This window comes from Leptotrichia sp. OH3620_COT-345 (assembly GCF_003932895.1).
Classification (GTDB): Bacteria; Fusobacteriota; Fusobacteriia; order Fusobacteriales; family Leptotrichiaceae; genus Pseudoleptotrichia.
The window spans coordinates 108,135-125,518 of sequence record NZ_RQYW01000001.1 but is presented as its reverse complement, the minus strand read 5'-3'; the positions used below and the strand labels follow the sequence as shown (position 1 = coordinate 125,518).

Below are 17,384 nucleotides of genomic sequence, written 5' to 3'. Positions count from 1 at the left end.
AAAATATGACTAAAACGGCTCTATATCCCGGAAGCTTTGATCCTATAACAAATGGACATGTGGATATAATAAAACGTTCATCGAATTTATTTGACAGATTGATAATAGGAATTTTTAAAAATTCCTCTAAAACAAAAGCATGGTTTTCAGATGATGAAAAAGTTGAAATGATAAAAGAAGTTCTTAAAAAAGAAAAAATTGATGCGGAAATAAAAATATTTAACGGCTTGCTCGTAGATTTTATATATGAAGAGAAAGTTAATATACTTGTAAGAGGATTGAGAGCACTTTCAGACTATGAATATGAACTGCAGTTTACCTTAACAAATAAAACTCTTGCTAAAAGTGAATTTGAAACAATATTTTTAAGTGCTCCGAGAAGATATTTATATTTAAGTTCCAGTCTTGTAAAAGAAATTGCACAAAATCATGGAGATTTAAAAACTTTTGTTCCTGAAAATGTGGAAAAAAAACTTATTGAAAAAGTAAAACAAATGGAGTTACAAGTTCTATCTAATGAAAATTTAAAAGATTATAAAATATAATATATTATAAATTAGGAGCAAAAAAGAAATTAAGGGGGAAAATCTGAATCATGGCAATATCCAGAACAAATACAAAAACTAAATATATATGTTCAGAATGTGGCTACACATCTCAAAAATGGCTTGGAAAATGTCCAAATTGTGATTCATGGGGGACATTTGAAGAAGAAATAGATATAAAAAAGACATTTAAAAATATTCAGTCAGCTGAAGTGTCCATAAGTAAAATTTCTGAAATAGAAATAGAAAAAGAATTTAGAATGCTAACTCGGTATGAAGAATTTGACAGGGTACTGGGAGGAGGACTTATAAAAGGCGAAGTAGTTCTTATAACCGGAAGTCCGGGAATAGGGAAGTCTACATTTTTGCTACAGTTATCAGAAGAATATTCAAAAATAGGGAATGTATTTTATGTTTCAGGTGAAGAATCGCCAAGACAGATAAAACAGAGAGCTGAAAGAATAAATGTAAACAGTGGAAATTTATATATTTTGAATAATACAAATATTGAAAAAATAGAAAATGAAATACTGAAAAATAAACCGAAAGTAGTAGTAATAGATTCCATACAGACACTTTATTCTGAAAATGTAAATTCAATTCCGGGAAGCGTTACACAAATTAGAGAAACGACATTAAAGCTAATAGAAATTGCTAAAAAAAATGAAATATCTTTTTATATAGTAGGTCATATAACAAAAGATGGGAAGCTTGCAGGTCCAAAACTTCTTGAACATATGGTGGATGCTGTACTTCAGATTGAAGGGGAAGAAAGCAGTTATTATAGAATAATACGTTCTATAAAAAATAGATACGGTTCGACAAATGAAATATCAATTTTTGATATGAAAGAAAATGGAATAAGTGAAGTAAAAAATCCTTCGGAATTTTTTATAAGTGATAGAGAAGAAAAAAATATAGGAAGTATAATTGCACCCATATTTGAGGGAAGCAGAGTATTTCTTTTTGAAATACAGTCACTTTTGAGTATACCGAACTTCGGAATGCCCAAGAGAACGGTGGAAGGTTATGATAAAAATAGAGTAGAAATTTTGAGTGCGGTATTGTCAAGTGCTTTAAATATTGATGTCAATTCCAGAGATATTTACATTAATATTCCGGGAGGAATAGAACTCAAAGACAGAAGTTCCGATTTGGCAGTAGTATTTTCTCTCCTGTCTTCAATAAATAAAATACCTGTAAGTCAGAAAATAGCTGCTATAGGTGAATTAGGACTAAGAGGTGAAGTAAGAAAAGTATCATTTATAAAAAATAGAATAAATGAACTTGAAAAATTAGGTTTTACGGGAGTTTATCTTCCTAAAAGTAATAAAGCGGATATGGAAAAAGAAAAAACAAAAATTAAACTGAATTATATCAGTAATATTAATGAGTTGGTTGAAAGGGTGAAATAAATATGAAAAAAAAGGAAACAAAAAAGAAAATACTTGAATATGTATTTTCAATACTTGCACCGGGAACACCGTTAAGGCTTGCAATAGACAGAATACAGGAGGCTTCTTTAGGTGCAATAGTAGTACTGGGAGACTCCGCTGATCTTGCAGGAATAATGAGAGGAGGATTTAAACTGAATACATCTTACACTCCCCAGAAATTATATGAATTGTCAAAAATGGACGGTGGAATTATATTATCTGAAGATATAAAGACAATATATGGAGCAAATATTCAACTTCAACCTAACTCAAATATAAAGACCGATGAAAGCGGCACAAGACACCAATCCGCCGAAAGAGTAGCTAAACAAACAGGAAATCTGGTCATTACAGTCTCAGAAAGAAGAAATAAAATTACTATATATAAAGGAGATTTTAGATATACATTACACGATATAGGTGATTTACTTGTAAAGTCTTCTCAAGCTATAATGGCATTGGAAAAATATGCAGTAGCAATAAGTAGAAATCTTATAAATCTCACGGTATCTGAATTTGACAATATGGTGACTTTATATGATATTGTGGAAGTGATAAGAATGTATGGATTGCTTTTCAGAATGTCCGATGAACTTGTGGAATACATATCAGAACTTGGGACAGAAGGTAGACTTGTTAAAATACAATATCAGGAAATAATGCTTAATCAAAATGAGGAATTCAATGATTTAATAAAAGATTACAAAAAAAATGATGAAAAAGTCGAAAAAGTAGTGGAAAATATCAGAATGTTAAATAAAGAAGAATTACTTGAAGATGAAAACATAGCAAATATACTTGGTTTCAACTTAAAAAATATAAGTTTTGATGAAATAATAACATCAAGAGGATACAGAATTCTTGGGACAATAAATAAAGTAACAAAAAAAGATATAGAACTTTTAGTAGGAGAATTTGAAGAAATACAGGCTATTTTAATAGCTACTGTCGAAGAAATGACTCAAATAAAAGGAATAAGCAAATTAAAAGCTGAACATATAAATAAAGCACTTACAAGAATAAAAAATAAAGTGATGCTTGATAGATATTAATCAATATTAAAACAGAAGGGAAGATAAAATGGAAGAAAAAATAACAGTCGGAGGTCAAGCGGTAGTTGAAGGAGTAATGATGAGAGGTCCTAAAGCTATAGCAACAGCAGTAAGAAAACACGACGGAAGTATAGTTTACAAAAAAATTGAATTAACCGAGAAAAACGGGAAATGGTTTAAAATTCCTTTTATAAGAGGAGTTTTTGCATTGTTTGATGCAATGGTTGTGGGAACTAAGGAACTTATATTTGCATCAAATCAGGCAGGATTGGAAGAAGAGCAGATGACAGATAAACAGGTAACTTTTACTGTAGCAACTTCAATATTGCTTGGAATCGCTATATTTATGGTTTTGCCTTCGTATATAGGGGGATTATTGTTCAAAGAAAAGACAATATTGGCAAATCTTACTGAAGCTGCCGTTAAACTTATCCTGTTTTTAGGATATATATGGGGGATTTCTTTTTTTAAAGATATAAAAAGAGTATTTGAATATCACGGAGCAGAACATAAAAGTATAATAAATTATGAAGAAGGTAAGGAACTTACACCTAAAAATGCAAAGGCATGTACGAGATTTCACCCGAGATGCGGAACAAGTTTTTTGTTACTTGTAATGTTTATAAGTATACTCGTATTTTCAGTAGTGGATCTCATATTCGGAATAACAAGAGAAAATAGTGGAATGTTGGTTTTTCTTATTTATAAGTTGATGACGAGAGTTCTTTTTGTTCCTGTAGTTGCAGGAATTTCATATGAACTTCAAAGATGGACAAGCTATCATTTAGATAACGGGATTGCAAAAATAGTTGCAATACCCGGAATGTGGCTTCAGAAAATTACTACAAGTGAACCTGATGAAAGTCAACTTGAAGTTGCTATCGTAGCATTAAATGTCGCTTTAGGAAAAGAAGTAACAAATGCTACTGAAGTTTTTGAATAAAAACTAAGAAAAAATCAATTTTTTTTATAAAATAGAATTGATAAAAAATAATTACATAATTGTTTTTTTATGAGGGATTGTTATTCCTCATAATTTTTTTTTAAACTAAGTAAATTTCTACAAGCATTTTTGCAAAAAAATGTTGTACTTAAAAACTTTTCAACTCAAATTATTTTGCCTCAAAAATACTTTACTTCATAAAGAAACACAAATTTACTTTGCTTAAACAGTAATTTTTTTAAATGCCTGTTTTTATATTTTCCTTTATAATTTGAATGTTAGATTTTGACTTTACTTTTAGTTTTATGTATCGGATTTTTAAAATTTTCCAAAAAATACATTATGTCAATCAGGAAAAAATCTTTTTAAGTAAAAATAAGTTTTTAGATTTCTAAACTGTAATGGATATTTTTAAGAATTAAAAAAATTATAGTTGATAATAGTAATATGAAGGAATAACAAGTCCTCATGAAAAAAATATTAAAAATTCCATTTTTCTCTTGACAATAAAAAAATATAGTGATATTCTATATAATATAAATTAGGCTAGCCTAATTTTATGGTTAGGAAAAACTAAGAAAGGAGATGAAATGAGTAGAAGTATAGAGGACTATTTAAAAGGAATATATACACTGAAAAAGAAAAAACAATATTCAAACAAAAATCTTGCAGAATACCTGAATATTTCTCCGGCTTCAGTAAGCGAAATGATAAAAAAACTGGCAAATGATGCATATTTGACAGTATCAGGGAAAAATATAAAGTTGACAGAGAAAGGTAACAAATTTGCTTTGAATATTATAAGAAAGCATAGAGTATGGGAAGTTTTTCTATTTGAAAAACTGGGATATAGTAAGGATGAAGTACATACTGAAGCAGAAATTCTGGAACATGTAACAAGTGAAAGACTTCTTAAAAAACTTGAAAAATTTCTCTTTTATCCAAAAGAATGTCCACATGGGAGTCCTATTTTCTATGGTATTAAAAAATTTGATGAAGAAAATATAATTAAGCTTTCAGAAGCGGAAGAAGATGATGAAGTAATTATATTAAGTGTAGAAGACAATATTGAGCTATATGATTATCTTAAAGAATTGAATATAGGAATTAAAGAAACTTATACAGTTCAGAGAAAAGATCCTTTTAAAGGACCGATATACTTGAACAGTAAGGAAAAAAGTATAAAAGTGGTGGCTTATAATGCGGCAGGCATGATAGAGGTTTATAGAAAAAATAAAGATACGGAGGATATGTAGAATGAATAAAAATATAAAAAATATTTTCAAATTTTTAATTATATCAATAATAACAGTACTTGCAGTATTTTCATGCGGAAAAAAAGAAGAAGCTAAAGAAAATATGAGTGCTGCTACAACGGATAAAAAAATAAAGGTTACAACAACAACAACAATGCTTGTAGATCTTATAAAAACTATAGGAGGAGATAAAGTCGAAGTCACAGGGCTAATGGGAGAAGGAGTAGATCCTCATTTATATGCTGCAAGTGCAGGAGATATAGATAAGCTTTCAAATGCTGATATTGTAGTATATGGGGGGTTACATTTGGAAGGTAAAATGATTGAAATATTTGAAAAATTGTCATCCCAGAATAAAAAAGTTTTAAATGTTGGAGATGCTTTAGATAAAAATAAAATTATGCTTGAAGATGAAAATACTGCTGACCCTCATGTATGGTTTGATACGGAATTATGGGCAAAACAAGCTGAAGCTGTTGAAGCTGAATTAAGTAAAAATGATCCGTCAAATAGTACATATTATAAAGAAAATCTTGAGAAATATAAAGGGGAATTAGTTGAATTGGCAAATTATGTAAAAGAAAAAATAAATGAAATTCCTGAAAAAAGTAGGGTTCTTGTAACTGCCCATGATGCATTCGGATATTTTGCAAGACAGTTCGGATTGGAAGTTAGAGCTATACAGGGTGTTTCTACAGATTCTGAAACAGGAAGCAAAAATATTACTGATTTAGCAAATTTTATAGTTGAAAATAATATAAAAGCAATATTTATTGAATCTTCAGTACCTAAGAAAAGTATAGAAGCTTTACAGGAAGCTGTAAAATCTAAAGGAAAAGAAGTAAAAATAGGAGGAGAGTTGTATTCAGATTCATTAGGAGATGAAGCTCATGGAACTGAGACATATATCAAAACTGTAAAAGCAAACGCAGATACAATAGCAAATGCCTTGAAATAAAATTTTAATTTAAATTCAAAAAATTGATGAGATATAATAAAAAAAATTTAAAATAAGAAAATCAATGTTTTTACAAAGCAGTTAAATAATTTTAAATGTTTTGTTGTAAATTTATATGACGTGAAATCTCAATTTTTACATAAGTTTGGAACAGGAGGAAAAATGTCTGAAAATAATTTAAAAGAAGCAGTTATTAAAGTGGAAGATTTGACAGTAGCATATGAAGAAAAACCGGTTTTATGGGATATTGAACTGGAAGTTAGAAAAGGTGTGCTAATGGCAATAGTCGGACCTAACGGAGCGGGAAAATCTACTTTAATAAAAGCAATGCTTGATTTAATAAAACCTGCAACAGGTGAAATATTCTTTTATGGAGAAAAATATAATAAAGTAAGGAATAGAATTGCTTATGTACCTCAAAGAGGAAGTGTCGATTGGGATTTTCCTACAACAGTTTTTGATGTGGTGGAAATGGGAAGATACGGTAAAGTTGGATGGCTGAAAAGAGTAGGTAAAATAGATAGAAAAAAAACAGAAGAGGCGATTTTGAAAGTTGAAATGGAGGAGTATAAAAACAGGCAGATAAGCCAATTATCAGGAGGCCAGCAGCAAAGAGTATTTTTGGCAAGGGCGTTAGTTCAGGATGCGGATATATATTTTATGGATGAACCTTTTCAAGGAGTTGACAGTAAAACTGAGAAGTCAATAGTGAGTATACTTAAAAAATTAAGAGATGACGGAAAAACTGTAATAGTAGTACATCATGATTTACAGACAGTAAAAAACTACTTTGATTATGTAACTTTCATAAATGTTTCCGTTATAGCTTCAGGTCATGTAGATGAAGTCTTTACTTCTGAAAATATAGAGAAAACTTATAAAAGTAAGTTTTTATCCGAAAAGGAGGTTTAAATGTGAATATAATACATCTCCTTATAAGTGAACATACATTCAGAACGGTTGCTATGGGCTGTATGCTTTTAGGCTCTGTTTCAGGTATATTAGGTTGTTTTGCAGTTTTGAGAAAACAAAGTCTGTTAGGAGATGCAGTTTCTCATGCTTCATTGCCCGGAGTCTGTATTGCCTTTATTATCACTCAAGTAAAGAATACTGAAATTCTTCTTTTAGGAGCTTTAGTAGTAGGTATGATCTGTATCGGGCTTATACAGATTATTCAGAATAATACTAAAATAAAATTTGATAGTGCATTAGCCTTTATTTTATCTGTATTTTTCGGTTTGGGTCTTGTTTTTCTTTCATATTTGAACAAGTTACCGGGAGCTAATAAATCAGGATTAAACAAGTTTATTTTTGGACAGGCTTCTACATTTGTCGAACGTGATGTAAAATTGATGTTGTATACAGGAGTGATACTCTTAATTATAATTATTCTATTATGGAAAGAATTTAAAATAGTGGTTTTTGATCCTGATTTTGCAAAAACGTTAGGGTTTCCAAGTAGAAAAATTGAAATTTTTATTTCTGTCTTACTTGTAGTTACGGTAATAATAGGAATTCAGGCAGCAGGAGTAATACTGATAAGTGCTATGATTATTTCTCCGGGAGTGGCGGCAAGACAATGGACGGATAAATTATCAATAATGATTATTCTATCAGGGATATTTGGGGGATTGGCAGGATTGACAGGAACTCTTATAAGTATGACTCAGTCTGATCTTCCAACAGGTCCCGTTATAGTAGTAGTTATAAGTATAATAGTAATATTAAGCATTCTTTTTTCTCCCAAAAGAGGAATTATATTCCGGATTGTTATGAATAAGAGAAGAAAAAAAATATTTAAAGAACAGCTTAAAAATAAGAAAATAAAACAGACCAATGTGCAAAGGGGGCTGGAATTATGAGTGCAGGATTGGTAATACAGCTAATTGCAATAATGGTAGCTTCTTCGTGTTCTATTTTAGGTGCATTTCTGGTTTTGAAAAATATGGCAATGGTTTCTGATGCAATAACTCATACAATTTTACTCGGTATTGTAATTGCATTTTTCATAGTTCATGATTTAAGCTCACCTTTCTTGATATTAGGTGCAGGGATAGTAGGGGTTTTAACAGTATATTTAGTGGAACTTTTGCATTCTACAAGACTTGTAAAAGAAGATTCCGCAATCGGAGTAGTATTTCCTCTTTTGTTCAGTATAGCTGTGATACTTATATCAAAATATGCTTCAAATATTCATCTCGATGTAGATTCCGTATTATTAGGAGAGCTTGCCTTTGCTCCATTTAATACGGTAGAAATTTTTGGTTTTACGATAGCTAAAGGTTTAATTATAACTTTTACCGTATTTGTAGTAAATTTCTTATTTGTAATAATTTTTTTCAAAGAGTTAAAAATATCTACTTTTGATAAGGCACTTGCAGCAACTCTAGGGATGAAACCTGTATTAATTCACTACATGCTTATGTCACTGGTATCAGTAACTTCAGTAGCATCTTTTGAAGCTGTAGGATCCATACTGGTAGTAGCTTTTATGATAGGACCGCCGATAACTGCTTATTTAATTACAAGTAATCTTAAGATAATGCTGTTTTTAAGCATAATTTTAGGCTCAGTATCAAGTGTAATTGGATATTTTCTCGCTGTAAAATGGGATGTTTCAATAGCAGGGATGATTTCGGTAGTAATAGGAGTGATTTTCATTATTGTACTGACAGTTTCTCCTAAAAAAGGATTGATTTTTACATTTTATCGGAAGAAAAATCAAAAAATAGAATTTTCAGTAAAAATGTTATTAATTCATATATTTAATCATAGTGGTACACCTGAAGAAAAAGATGAATGCGGACTTGACACAATGGAGTATCATTTAAGATGGGAAAAAAAGTTTTATAACAAAATTCTTGAAAAAGCTAAAGAATTAAAATTGATATATATAGATAACAGAATTTTTAAAATAACAGATAAGGGAAAAGAATTTTTAAAACAAAAACTATAAGTTAAGAAACTATAATATATTAATATTTTGAACATTTAATCCGTTTCAAAATGAAAAATTAAAAATTATTTTTCATTAAGAAACGGATTTTAAATTTTTTTGACATAAAATTATTTTTTACACATTCAAAAATTTCTGAAAAATGCTGATTATACTGATTAGGAAAAAATTGTATGATAAGAGTAAATTCAAGTATAATTAATATTTTGAAAATTAAAAATTGTAGTAGATAAGTATAATATTAAAATAATAATAAGTATTCATAAAAAATAAAAATATTAATTATACAAAAAAATAAAAGAAAAATTTCCCTATAATTTTTATTTTTGAAATATAATTATAGTGTAAATTACAAAGATAATAAATTATATTATCTTTTGTTAAATTTAAAATTTAAAATTTTTACAGGAGGTAGACAAAATGGCAATTAATGTAAAAAGTGAAATAAAACCGTTAAAAAAAGTTTTATTACACAGACCCGGAAAAGAATTGTTGAATTTGACTCCGGACACATTGGAAAGACTTTTATTTGATGATATACCTTTCCTAAAAGTTGCACAAGCTGAACACGATACTTTTGCAAAAATTCTTAAAGAAAACGGAGTTGAAGTCGTTTATCTTGAAGATTTAGCGGCAGAAACAATAGGACAATGTCCTGATTTAAAGAAACAATTTCTCGAGCAGTTTATTACTGAAGGAGGGGTACTTGTACCTGAATATAGGGAAGCTTTAATGAAACTTTTCGATTCATATAGTGATAATAAGGAATTAATATTGAAAACTATGGAAGGAGTAAAATACGGAGAGCTTAATTTGACTTCTGATTCGCTAATTTCAAGATTAAATGATGATAGTGAACTGATTTTGGATCCTATGCCAAATCTTTATTTCACACGTGATCCTTTCGCTTCAATCGGAAACGGTGTAAGTCTAAATAGAATGTATTCCATAACAAGAAACAGGGAAACTATTTATGCAGATTACATTTTCAAACATCATCCTGAATACAAGGGAAAAGTTCCTTATTTTTATGAAAGGGATAATCAGTTTCATATTGAAGGTGGAGATATTCTTAATTTAAATGATAAGGTACTTGCAATTGGAATTTCTCAACGTACTCAAGCTGCAGCAATAGATCAGATAGCAAAAAACATTTTTGCGGCAAATGATTCTTCAATAAATACCGTACTTGCATTCAAAATACCTGAAACAAGAGCGTTTATGCATTTAGACACTGTGTTTACACAAATAGATTATGATAAGTTTACTATACATCCAAATATTATGGGACCTTTAGAAGTCCATGAGATAAAAAAGAACGGAGATAATATAGAGGTAAAACTTCTGACAGGAACTTTGAAGTCAATACTCGAAAAATATCTGGAAGTTCCTGATGTTAAGTTGATAAAATGCGGCGGAGAAGACAGAATTGCAGCTGAAAGAGAACAGTGGAATGACGGTTCAAATACATTATGTATAGCTCCGGGAGTTATAGTTGTTTATGAAAGAAATGACGTAACGAACGAACTTCTTAGACAGGCAGGCTTGAAAGTTCTTGAAATGCCGAGTGCGGAACTGTCAAGAGGACGTGGAGGACCAAGATGTATGAGTATGCCTTTAGTAAGAGAAGATTAAAAATTAGTACCAAAATAGGAATTATGTGTTATAATATATTAAGACAGCTACTGGTTAATCAACAGTTTAACAGATTTTGCCAGCTGAAAATACTTTAAAATATAGAAAGGATGGTTTCAATGCCAAAAAATTTAAGCGGAAGAAATTATTTGAAATTATTGGATTTTACAAGTTGCGACATCAGATATCTGCTTGATTTGTCAAAAAACTTTAAAGAATTAAAGTTGACAGGGACACCTCACAGATATTTAGAAGGAAAAAATATAGTCCTTTTGTTTGAAAAGACATCTACACGTACAAGATGTGCTTTTGAAGTTGCAGGAATGGACTTAGGAATGGGAGTTACTTATCTTGATCCGGGAAGTTCTCAGATGGGAAAAAAAGAAAGTATTGAAGATACAGCACGTGTTTTGGGAAGAATGTATGACGGAATTGAATACAGAGGATTTGACCAAACTATAGTTGAAGAACTTGCAGCAAATGCAGGAGTACCTGTATGGAATGGACTTACAAATGAGTTTCATCCTACTCAGATGCTTGCAGATTTACTGACAATCGAAGAAAATTTCGGATATTTAAAAGGAATCAACTTTGTATATATGGGAGATACAAGAAACAATATGGGTAACTCTCTTTTAATAGCATGTGCAAAAATGGGATTGAATTTTACTGCATGTGGTCCTAAAGATTTGAAACCTGCTCAGGAATTAATTGAAAAAGCTGAAGAACTTGCTAAGGCAAGCGGAAGTATAATAAGATTTACCGAAGATGTAAAGGAAGCATGTACAAATGCCGATGTTATTTATACGGATATATGGGTATCAATGGGAGAGCCTGAAGAGGTATGGGAACAGAGAATTAAGGAATTGAAAAAATTCCAGGTAAATAAAGAAGCGATGAGCTATGCAAAGGATACTGCTATTTTCCTCCACTGCTTGCCTTCGTTCCATGATTTAAAAACAACTATAGGAAAAGAAATAAATGATAAATTCGGTTTACCTGAAATGGAAGTTACAGACGAAGTTTTTGAAAGCCCTCAGTCAAAAGTTTTCGACCAAGCTGAAAATAGGATGCATACAATTAAAGCGGTAATGTATGCTACGTTGAAATAATGGTGAAAAGAATAGTAGTTGCACTTGGAGGGAATGCTTTAGGAAATAGTCCTGAAGAACAGCTGAAACTTGTAAAGAATACGGCTAAATCAATAGTTGACATGATTAAAGAGGGATTTGAAGTTGTAATAGGTCATGGAAACGGTCCTCAAGTGGGAATGATAAATTTGGCAATGGATTATGCTGCAAACGGAGAAGTAAAAACTCCATATATGCCTTTTGCAGAGTGCGGAGCAATGAGTCAGGGATATATAGGATATCATCTTCAGCAGGCAATAAGAGAAGAACTTAATGCCCAGAATATAAAAAAAGGTGTAGTATCTCTTGTGACACAGGTAGTTGTAGATGAAAAAGATCCTGCATTTACAAATCCTACAAAACCTATAGGAATGTTTTACAGTAAGGAAGAAGCTGATAAAATAGCTTCAGAAAAAGGATTTACATTTGTAGAAGATGCAGGAAGAGGATATAGAAGAGTTGTCCCTTCACCGTCACCTAAAAGAATAGTTGAAATTGAAGAAGTGGAAGCACTTGTAGATAAAGGAACTGTTGTAATTACTGTAGGAGGAGGAGGAATACCTGTAGTAGAGGAAAATGGACATTATAGAGGTGTAGATGCAGTTATAGATAAGGATAAGTCAAGTTCCAAACTTGCCGCAGATTTAAAAGCTGATATGCTTGTTATACTGACTGCCGTTGATAAAGTTTACATTAACTATAATAAACCTGATCAGAAAGAATTAGATGTTTTAAATATCGAAGAAATTAAAAAGTATATTGATGAAGGTCATTTTGCTAAAGGAAGCATGTTGCCTAAAATAGAAGCTTGCATGGAATATGTGGAAAACAATAGAGAAGGACAGGCTATCATTACTTCATTGCAGAATGCCGGTTCAGCGTTAGTAGGAAATACGGGGACGGTTATTAAATTTTAAATGAAAGTGGGAGAATAATATGGCTAAGAAAAAAGGTATACAATTGTCCGCATTCTCAATTTTATTTCTAATAATATTCGGATTGGCAATTTTAACTTGGTTTTTTCCTCAGGTTGAAAATGCATCATTATCGACAGTAGTAATGGCACCATTTAACGGATTTAAAGAAGCGATAGACGTATGTATATTCATATTGCTACTCGGAGGATTTTTAGGAGTGGTCACAAAAACAGGAGCATTAGATGCAGGAATAGGTGCACTTGTAAAAAAACTTAAAGGAAATGAACTTGTTCTGATTGTCATACTGATGATTTTATTCTCAATTGGAGGAACTACATATGGAATGGCAGAAGAAACTGTGGCATTTTATGTATTAATTTGTTCCACAATGGTTGCAGCGGGATTTGATAGTACTGTGGGAGTTGCAACAATAATGCTCGGTGCAGGAGTGGGAGTTTTAGGTTCAACTGTCAATCCTTTTGCAATAGGAGTTGCTCTTGATGCTCTGAAAGAAAAAGGAATACAATATAACAGCGGTATAGTAATAATGCTTGGAGCAGTATTATGGTTATCAGCTTTGGGTGCCGCCATTTTCTATGTTTTAAGTTATGCAAAAAAAGTGAAAGCTGAAAAAGGGTCAACAATTTTATCATTACAGGAACAGAAAGATATGCAGGAAAGTTTCGGACATGCAAATTTTGATAATATAGAATTTACGGGAAAAACAAGAGTTACATTAATATTGTTTTCTTTGACATTTCTTATAATGGTTATTTCATTAATTCCATGGGAAAGTTTTGGAATAACCGTATTTAAAGGATGGACAAGTTTCCTGACAGGAACTTCTTTGGGAGAATGGTATTTTGCGGAGTTGTCTATGTGGTTTTTACTATCCGCAGTTATAATAGGGATAGTTAATGGATTTAAAGAAACGGAAATAATAGACTCCTTTATGGAAGGAGTAAAAGATATACTGAGTGTAGTGCTTATAATTGCAGTAGCAAGAGGGGCTTCAGTGTTAATGGCAGCAACAAAATTTGATGCATTTATACTTAATACGGCTTCAGCAGCCTTAAAAGGATTACCGGCTTTCATATTTGCTCCTATGTCGTATCTGCTCTTTTTAGTGCTGTCATTCCTGATACCGTCAACATCGGGACTGGCTTCAGTAGCATTCCCTGTATTAGGACCTTTGACATCAGCTTTAGGTTACAGTGCTGAAGTTATGGTATTAATATTCAGCGCGGCTTCAGGAATTATTAACTTAATCACACCTACATCGGGAGTCGTTATGGGAGGACTTGCAATAGGTAAGATGCAGTACGGAACTTGGATAAAATTTGTAGGAAAACTTATAGCAATAATATTTGTTATGGATATAGTAATATTAACTATTGCAATGATGATTATCAGATAGGTATAAAATAAACAGAAAGAATAAAATAAATTATTAGGTGAGGAAGTTTCATGATTAACGAATTGGATTTACAGTATCAGAAGAATTATAAACATTATAAATTATATTCTTTTAATATTGAATATATTGAAACTCCTGTCAAACCGACGATACACAGTGCATCAAAATTACTGTTTTTCAGTGATGGTATTGGAAAAGTGAAAATATATGACAGGGAATATGATATTGTTCCTAATACACTGTTGGCAGTTTTTCCGTGGGAAATAATGGAAATAACTGAAATAAAGAAAATACTGAGAATAATGAAGGTATCATATAATTCTGTTTTTAGTAATTTAATATTAAATGTATTGAATAAATATAAGAAAAATAGGACTCATATTTTTTCACTGATAAAAAAAGTTCCGATTGTTTATTTTAATGAAACTGAATCTGAAACAGTAAAAAACATATTTTTTCAGATAAAAGATGAAATAGGAATGGAGTCATTTTCGGATTTTGATACATTTCCTGAAAGGGATAAATCGAAAGAAGAAAATGACTTCGATTTAAGTACGGTTTATGTGACGAATAAACTAACTGAACTAATAATAATGATAGCCAAAAAAGCAGTTTCTGAAAATAAGGAAGAGCTAAAAAAAAAAGAAGTGACAACAAATAATATAATTAAATATATTTATGCACACCTAAATGAAAAGCTTACATTAAACAAACTGTCAGTAATGTTTTTTATGAGTGAGTCGTCTATTACAAGATATTTGGAAGGAGTAACAGGATTTACTTTTAATGAATTGTTAAGGCATATGAGAATTTCAAAAGCACTGGATTTGATTGTGTATACTGATTTGAATATTGAAGAAATAGCATATTTAGTAGGTTTTGTAGATGGTGCTCACATATCAAAGCTATGTAATAAATACTTAAAAATGAATCCGAATGCCTATAGAGAACATTATAAAAATATATATCAAATATTTAATGAAAAAGAACAGGAACTTGTTTACAGTATAGTAAATTATATTTATAAAAATTATACAAAGGAACTGACTATTAGTGATTTGACAGATAAATTCAATATTACCGATACTAAATTAAATAAAATTTTAATGTCATATTCAGGAAAAAGATTTATTGAATTTTTAAATACTTTAAGAATAGATAAGGCTTGTGAACTACTTCTAACAACTGATAAAAGCATAATTGATATTTCTTTTGAATTAGGATATAATACCGTTAAAACATTTAATAATAATTTTTTTAAGTTAAAAAATATAACACCTACGGATTTAAGGAAAAATGTGAAAATAGGTGTTTAAATTATAAATTTATATTTGACGGAAATGGAGGAAAAATGAAACCGGTAATTATTAAAGTTCAAGAAGAACTGAAAGAAAACATTGAACAAATATTTGGAAAAGCGTTCAAAAATATCAGTGTAGAAGTTCGATATACTTCTAAAAAGGAAATTGCCGATTTTCAGACAAATTTTGCTCTTGTAAATTCAAAAAAAATAGGTAAAAATCCGGAAAAAATTGCAGAAGAAATCATAAAAAAATTTAGAAATTATGATATTATAGATAAATTTGAAATTGCCGGTCCAGGATTTTTAAATATATTTATAAAAAATTCTGTAGTTATTAATGAAATAAAAAAAATAGGTTCTGAAAAATATAATTTTCCAATTGATACATCAAAAAATACAATTATAGATTATTCTTCTCCGAATATAGCAAAAAGAATGCACATAGGACATTTACGAAGTACAATAATCGGGGATTCTTTAAAGCGTATATTAAAATATGTAGGTTTTAAAGTATCAGGAGATAATCATTTAGGGGATTGGGGAAGTCGTTTTGGGAAACTTATAGTCGGTTATAATAAGTGGGTGGATAAGGAAGAATATGAAAAAAATCCCATAGGAGAACTTGAAAGAATATATTTGAAGTTTTCTGAAGAAGCACAGTTAAATCCTGAGTTGGAAGTATCCGCAAAAGAAGAATGGATAAAATTACAATCAGGTGACAAAAAAAATGTTGACTTATGGAAAAGCTTTGTCGAGTATTCATTAAAAGAATTTGAGAAAATTTATAAAAAATTAAATATAGAATTTGATACGTATTACGGAGAATCATTTTATATTAAAATGATTCCTGAAATATTGGAAATACTTAGGAAAAAGAAGATAGCCGTAAATGATGAAGGAGTGCTTACGGTATTTTTTAATGAAAAAGAAAAATTAAGTCCCTGTATAGTACGGAAAAAAGATGGAAACAGTCATTTATATTCATCCACGGATTTGGCCACATTCAAATATAGGAAAGATATACTTGACATTGACAGTGCTATTTATGTAATGGATGAAAGACCGAAAGAGCATTTTAGGCAAGTATTCAAAATATCTGAAATGATAGGAAAACCGTATGATTACGAAAAAATCCATGTCTGGTTCGGGATTATGAGATTTGAAGATGATGTTTTCTCATCCGTAAATGAAGGACGACTCATTAATATATTAGATGAAGCTATAGAAAAGGCAAAGAAAATTATTAATATAAAAAATCCTGAACTATCTGAAGAAGAAAAAAGTGAAATAGCAGAAATAATCGGAATTGGAGCTATAAAATATTTTGATTTGAGTCAAAATAGAATGACACCTATTTCATTTTCATGGGATAAAGTTCTGAATTTTGAAGAAAATACATCTCCTTATTTGCAATATACATATGCAAGGATAATGTCCATATTCAGAAAATTAAGGAAAAATTATGGAAATTATATTAAGAATGATAATTTGATATTTGAAGAATTTAATAAAAATGAAAGAGAGTTAGCTTTAGCTTTATTAAAATTTCCTTATGCAGTTTTAAAATCATATGAAAGTTACAAACCTAACATTATTGCAGATTATCTTTTTGAAACGGCTAAAATATTTAATACATTTTATGCTGCTGATTCAATAACTAAAGAAGAAAATAAAAGTAGGTTTAATACAAAACTGTTACTTGCTGAAAAAACAGCTTATATAATAAAAGAAGGATTAGGACTATTAGGAATAGATGTAGTTGAAAGAATGTAAAATTTTAAATTTTTATAAAATGATACTACTTCTACTTGAAAAAGTAAGAAAGGAAGTGTGATA

The 17,384-nt window shown here is 30.2% G+C and carries 15 protein-coding genes; all 15 read left to right on the top strand.

Annotated elements, in window-relative coordinates:
* Nucleotides 1–5 precede the first annotated feature (5 nt).
* Nucleotides 6–545: a pantetheine-phosphate adenylyltransferase gene (coaD, locus tag EII29_RS00520; RefSeq protein ID WP_125235588.1), complete on the top strand. Its 540-nt coding sequence runs from the start codon at nucleotides 6–8 to the stop codon at nucleotides 543–545.
* 50 nt (nucleotides 546–595) lie between these two features.
* Nucleotides 596–1,960, top strand: a complete 1,365-nt coding sequence (gene radA, locus EII29_RS00515; RefSeq protein ID WP_125235587.1) for a DNA repair protein RadA — start codon at nucleotides 596–598, stop codon at nucleotides 1,958–1,960.
* Nucleotides 1,961–1,962: 2 nt separating this feature from the next.
* The gene (gene disA, locus EII29_RS00510) at nucleotides 1,963–3,033 is read left to right on the top strand and encodes a DNA integrity scanning diadenylate cyclase DisA (RefSeq protein WP_125235586.1); all 1,071 of its coding nucleotides are present in this window, start codon (nucleotides 1,963–1,965) and stop codon (nucleotides 3,031–3,033) included.
* Nucleotides 3,034–3,061: 28 nt separating this feature from the next.
* The gene (locus EII29_RS00505) at nucleotides 3,062–3,976 is read left to right on the top strand and encodes a DUF1385 domain-containing protein (protein WP_125235585.1); all 915 of its coding nucleotides are present in this window, start codon (nucleotides 3,062–3,064) and stop codon (nucleotides 3,974–3,976) included.
* 590 nt (nucleotides 3,977–4,566) lie between these two features.
* Nucleotides 4,567–5,232 carry a metal-dependent transcriptional regulator gene (locus EII29_RS00500; RefSeq protein ID WP_125235584.1) on the top strand — a complete coding sequence of 222 codons (666 nt, stop codon included), beginning with the start codon at nucleotides 4,567–4,569 and terminating at the stop codon, nucleotides 5,230–5,232.
* 13 nt (nucleotides 5,233–5,245) lie between these two features.
* Nucleotides 5,246–6,190: a metal ABC transporter solute-binding protein, Zn/Mn family gene (locus EII29_RS00495; protein WP_199726002.1), complete on the top strand. Its 945-nt coding sequence runs from the start codon at nucleotides 5,246–5,248 to the stop codon at nucleotides 6,188–6,190.
* A 162-nt stretch (nucleotides 6,191–6,352) separates the two neighbouring features.
* Nucleotides 6,353–7,102 carry a metal ABC transporter ATP-binding protein gene (locus EII29_RS00490; protein WP_125235582.1) on the top strand — a complete coding sequence of 250 codons (750 nt, stop codon included), beginning with the start codon at nucleotides 6,353–6,355 and terminating at the stop codon, nucleotides 7,100–7,102.
* A gap of 2 nt (nucleotides 7,103–7,104) precedes the next feature.
* Complete coding sequence (locus EII29_RS00485) at nucleotides 7,105–8,052, top strand: metal ABC transporter permease (RefSeq protein WP_125235581.1); 948 nt, start codon at nucleotides 7,105–7,107, stop codon at nucleotides 8,050–8,052.
* A complete protein-coding gene (locus EII29_RS00480; protein WP_125235580.1) occupies nucleotides 8,049–9,146 on the top strand; it encodes a metal ABC transporter permease in 1,098 nt (365 codons plus the stop codon). The genes EII29_RS00485 and EII29_RS00480 overlap by 4 nt, the downstream gene beginning before the upstream one ends.
* Nucleotides 9,147–9,566: 420 nt before the next feature.
* Entirely contained in the window at nucleotides 9,567–10,781 is a 1,215-nt protein-coding gene (gene arcA, locus EII29_RS00475; RefSeq protein WP_125235579.1) for an arginine deiminase, read from the top strand.
* A 119-nt stretch (nucleotides 10,782–10,900) separates the two neighbouring features.
* Nucleotides 10,901–11,893, top strand: a complete 993-nt coding sequence (gene argF, locus EII29_RS00470) for an ornithine carbamoyltransferase (protein ID WP_125235578.1) — start codon at nucleotides 10,901–10,903, stop codon at nucleotides 11,891–11,893.
* A complete protein-coding gene (arcC, locus tag EII29_RS00465; protein WP_125235577.1) occupies nucleotides 11,893–12,828 on the top strand; it encodes a carbamate kinase in 936 nt (311 codons plus the stop codon). The genes argF and arcC overlap by 1 nt, the downstream gene beginning before the upstream one ends.
* A gap of 19 nt (nucleotides 12,829–12,847) precedes the next feature.
* Nucleotides 12,848–14,245, top strand: coding sequence for a YfcC family protein (locus EII29_RS00460; RefSeq protein WP_125235576.1), 1,398 nt, complete (start codon nucleotides 12,848–12,850; stop codon nucleotides 14,243–14,245).
* Nucleotides 14,246–14,295: 50 nt separating this feature from the next.
* On the top strand, nucleotides 14,296–15,561 hold the full coding sequence (locus EII29_RS00455) for an AraC family transcriptional regulator (protein WP_125235575.1): 1,266 nt from the start codon (nucleotides 14,296–14,298) through the stop codon (nucleotides 15,559–15,561).
* A gap of 35 nt (nucleotides 15,562–15,596) precedes the next feature.
* Nucleotides 15,597–17,321 carry an arginine--tRNA ligase gene (argS, locus tag EII29_RS00450; protein ID WP_125235574.1) on the top strand — a complete coding sequence of 575 codons (1,725 nt, stop codon included), beginning with the start codon at nucleotides 15,597–15,599 and terminating at the stop codon, nucleotides 17,319–17,321.
* The last annotated feature ends 63 nt before the right edge of the window (nucleotides 17,322–17,384 follow it).

What these genes read in the sequence shown, in the direction of transcription:
- coaD (WP_125235588.1), top strand. Translation starts at nt 6, where the DNA reads ATGACTAAAACGGCTCTATATCCCGGAAGCTTTGATCCTATAACAAAT.
- argS (WP_125235574.1), top strand. Translation starts at nt 15,597, where the DNA reads ATGAAACCGGTAATTATTAAAGTTCAAGAAGAACTGAAAGAAAACATT.
- arcA (WP_125235579.1), top strand. Translation starts at nt 9,567, where the DNA reads ATGGCAATTAATGTAAAAAGTGAAATAAAACCGTTAAAAAAAGTTTTA.
- disA (WP_125235586.1), top strand. Translation starts at nt 1,963, where the DNA reads ATGAAAAAAAAGGAAACAAAAAAGAAAATACTTGAATATGTATTTTCA.
- EII29_RS00500 (WP_125235584.1), top strand. Translation starts at nt 4,567, where the DNA reads ATGAGTAGAAGTATAGAGGACTATTTAAAAGGAATATATACACTGAAA.
- EII29_RS00505 (WP_125235585.1), top strand. Translation starts at nt 3,062, where the DNA reads ATGGAAGAAAAAATAACAGTCGGAGGTCAAGCGGTAGTTGAAGGAGTA.
- arcC (WP_125235577.1), top strand. Translation starts at nt 11,893, where the DNA reads ATGGTGAAAAGAATAGTAGTTGCACTTGGAGGGAATGCTTTAGGAAAT.
- EII29_RS00460 (WP_125235576.1), top strand. Translation starts at nt 12,848, where the DNA reads ATGGCTAAGAAAAAAGGTATACAATTGTCCGCATTCTCAATTTTATTT.
- radA (WP_125235587.1), top strand. Translation starts at nt 596, where the DNA reads ATGGCAATATCCAGAACAAATACAAAAACTAAATATATATGTTCAGAA.
- EII29_RS00455 (WP_125235575.1), top strand. Translation starts at nt 14,296, where the DNA reads ATGATTAACGAATTGGATTTACAGTATCAGAAGAATTATAAACATTAT.
- argF (WP_125235578.1), top strand. Translation starts at nt 10,901, where the DNA reads ATGCCAAAAAATTTAAGCGGAAGAAATTATTTGAAATTATTGGATTTT.
- EII29_RS00480 (WP_125235580.1), top strand. Translation starts at nt 8,049, where the DNA reads ATGAGTGCAGGATTGGTAATACAGCTAATTGCAATAATGGTAGCTTCT.
- EII29_RS00490 (WP_125235582.1), top strand. Translation starts at nt 6,353, where the DNA reads ATGTCTGAAAATAATTTAAAAGAAGCAGTTATTAAAGTGGAAGATTTG.